This is a genomic window from Sphingomonas sp. 37zxx, assembly GCF_000786205.1.
Taxonomy (GTDB): domain Bacteria; phylum Pseudomonadota; class Alphaproteobacteria; order Sphingomonadales; family Sphingomonadaceae; genus Sphingomonas.
This window is the reverse complement of the sequence record NZ_JROH01000093.1, coordinates 1-3049: the sequence shown is the minus strand read 5'-3', so window position 1 is coordinate 3049 and position 3049 is coordinate 1. Positions and strand designations below refer to the sequence as shown.

Sequence of the window (3049 nt, the reverse complement as noted above, 5' to 3'; positions counted from 1 at the left end):
GCCAAGCCCTTTTTCAGCAGCCTGCTAAAGCCGTAGCCGGTCGCGTTCGCGGCGATTGCCTGCTATCGGGCGCGCATGCTGAACTTGAACGCGATCACGGTGCGCCTTGGCGGGCGCCTTATCCTCGACAATGCCACTGCCGCGCTGCCCCCCGGAAGCCGAGTCGGGCTGATCGGCCGCAATGGCGCGGGCAAGTCGACCTTGGTGCGGGTGATCGCCGGCTTGCTCGAACCCGATGGCGGCGCCGCCGAAATGCCCAAGGCCGCACGGCTCGGCTATATCGCGCAGGAGGCTCCCTCGGGCACCGCGACTCCGTTCGACACCGTGCTCGCCGCCGATGTCGAGCGCGCGGCGCTGCTCGAAGAGGTCGAGGAGCTTGAGGATATGGACCGCGTGGTCGAAATCCACGAGCGGCTGATCGCGATCGACGCGCACGCCGCCCCCGCCCGCGCCGCGCGAATCCTGGTCGGCCTGGGCTTTGACGAGGAAATGCAGCAGCGCCCGCTCGACAGTTTCTCGGGCGGCTGGAAGATGCGAGTCGCGCTTGCCGCCTTGCTGTTCAGCCAGCCCGACCTGCTGCTGCTCGACGAGCCATCGAACCATCTCGATCTCGAAGCGGTCATGTGGCTCGAGGATTTCCTGAAGGGGTATAAGGCGACGATCGTCGTCGTCAGCCATGAGCGCGATTTCCTCAACAACGTCGTCGATCACATCCTGCATCTTCAGGGCGGCAAGATAACGCTGTACCCCGGCGGTTATGACGCCTTCGAAAAGCAGCGCGCCGAACGCATGGCGCAGCTCGCCGCCGCGCGCGCCAGCCAGGAGGCACAGCGCGCCAAGTTACAGGATTATGTCGCGCGCAATTCGGCCCGCGCCTCGACCGCCAAGCAAGCACAGTCGCGGCAAAAGGCGCTCGCACGCATGGCCCCGATCGCCTCGATGGTCGACGATCCCACGCTCAGCTTCGATTTTCCCGATCCCACCGAATTGCGCCCGCCATTGGTGACGCTCGACATGGCCAGCGTCGGCTATGGCGACACGCCGATCCTCAAGCGGCTGAACCTGCGGCTCGACCCCGATGACCGGATCGCGCTGCTGGGCCGCAACGGCAACGGCAAGACCACGCTCGCGCGGCTGCTCGCGGCGCAGCTGACCCCGATGGAGGGCGAGATCACCTCGTCGGGCAAGATGCGCGTCGGCTATTTCACGCAATATCAGGTCGAGGAACTCGATCCGCGCGATACCCCGATCGAGCATATGGCGGCACTGATGAAGGGCGCGACCCCCGGCGCGGTGCGCGGCCAGCTCGGACGGTTCGGCTTTTCGGGCGACAAGGCGACGACATTGGTGGGCAAGCTGTCGGGCGGCGAAAAGGCGCGGCTGGCGCTGGCGCTGATCACCCGCGACGCGCCGCACATGCTGATCCTCGACGAGCCGACCAACCATCTCGACGTCGATGCGCGCGAAGCGCTGATCCAGGCGCTAAACGCCTATCAGGGCGCGGTGGTGGTGGTCAGCCATGATCGCCACATGCTCGAAACCACCGCCGACCGGCTGGTGCTGGTCGATAACGGCACCGCGCGCGAATATGATGGCAGCCTCGACGATTATATCGCGCTGGTGCTGGGCTCTTCGGGCGAAAAGGGATCGAAAAAGGACAAGAAGGCCGACCGCAAGGCAGCCGCCGCCGCCCGCGAGAAGGAAGCCGAACTGCGCAAGGATGCCAAGGCCGCCGAAAGCGAGATCGCCAAACTGACCGCAGAGAAAAGCGCGCTCGACCATGCGATGTTCGCCCCGGCGGACGCGCGCGCCGACCTCGCCAAACTGGCGATGAGCGACCTGATGAAGCGCCGCAGCGAGGTTGAGGCAAAGCTCGCCGACGCCGAAACCCGCTGGATGGCGGCAAGCGAAGCGATCGAAGGGGTCGAGGCTTAAGAGGTGGGTAGCGCCATCCCGACATCCCGCCTGTGGGGATTGAAACTAACCTAACCCGTTCGTGCTGAGCCTGTCGAAGCACTGTCCTTCTTCTGCGGACGGTTCGAAAAGAAAGAACAGTGCTTCGACAAGCTCAGCACGAACGGATTTGGGGGTTCACGTAAATCCCGTTCCCACCCGTTGGTTTCGAGCGAAGTCTAGAAACCGTCAGCGAATAGGCCGCGCCTCACCCCGCCGGTGCCACCAGTCCGATCCCCTGCAATATCGCCGCCTGCACCAGCATCACCACCAGCCAATGCCCGCAATCCGCAGCGATCGCTGCTCCCTTCGCCCCGCGCAGCCGCAGCGTCACCACGAGCGCGGGCACGATGAACCCGATCCAGATCACCACCGCGCTGCCCAGCGACATCGTCCACCGATCGGCCTGCGCCGGTGCCAAAATCAACGCCCCCGCCAAAATCGCGCAAAGCCAGAACTCGGCGACGAACGCAGCGACCAGCAATCCAACACTCCCGCCACGCCGAAGTGGGTCGCGATACCACACCAACCCGATCACCAGCCCGGCAAGCGTAGCGGCAAGGATCGGGGCGAGGTTTTGCAGGATGTATATCATGGGTGGAAGGGTAGGGCAGACCGTTCGATAGCGCTACTTTTTCGGGGCTCATATGTCTGTAAAGCCTATGGTCGCTTCTCGCCCCATTTGCGCACATGATCGAAACCGTGCACCTTGTCAGATATGAAGCCGGATTGGGACGAAGTGGGCTGGGATGAGCCGCTAACGAAGGTGACGAGGCACAAGCTAGCGTCAGAGCCGGAACCACAGTGATGGTTCGCTACCTCAAGCTTATCTTGATACCTGCGCTCGCCGCGATAACGGTCATGCTTATGACCGCGCTTATTGCGCACATTCCGAACTCGCTTGAGCATGCCGACACGATTTGGCGCGTCGGCTTTACCGCTGCGATGCTCTGTTACTGCGCAGTCTCGTTCGTCATTTTCGAGGACCGGAAGCCGGGTAAGCGATAACGCTTGCCACTTTGCAATCTATATAATCACCAAAGATTTAGCTCCTTGCCGACGACCGCTTTCCTGAAGAGTTTCGGGCGCCGGCAGG

General features: G+C 63.2%; 2 protein-coding genes. One reads left to right on the top strand and one right to left on the bottom strand.

Annotated features, from left to right (window positions below):
* The first annotated feature begins 75 nt into the window (after nt 1–75).
* The gene (locus tag QU44_RS16825; protein WP_033923565.1) at nt 76–1935 is read left to right on the top strand and encodes an ABC-F family ATP-binding cassette domain-containing protein; all 1860 of its coding nucleotides are present in this window, start codon (nt 76–78) and stop codon (nt 1933–1935) included.
* A gap of 226 nt (nt 1936–2161) precedes the next feature.
* Here the strand turns inward: QU44_RS16825 and QU44_RS16820 are convergent, their stop codons facing one another.
* Nucleotides 2162–2548 carry a DUF1761 domain-containing protein gene (locus QU44_RS16820; RefSeq protein ID WP_033923564.1) on the bottom strand — a complete coding sequence of 129 codons (387 nt, stop codon included), beginning with the start codon at nt 2546–2548 and terminating at the stop codon, nt 2162–2164.
* Nucleotides 2549–3049 lie beyond the last annotated feature (501 nt).

Coding starts and splice junctions, on each gene's coding strand:
- QU44_RS16825 (WP_033923565.1), top strand. CDS start 76: ATGCTGAACTTGAACGCGATCACGGTGCGCCTTGGCGGGCGCCTTATC.
- QU44_RS16820 (WP_033923564.1), bottom strand. CDS start 2,548: ATGATATACATCCTGCAAAACCTCGCCCCGATCCTTGCCGCTACGCTT.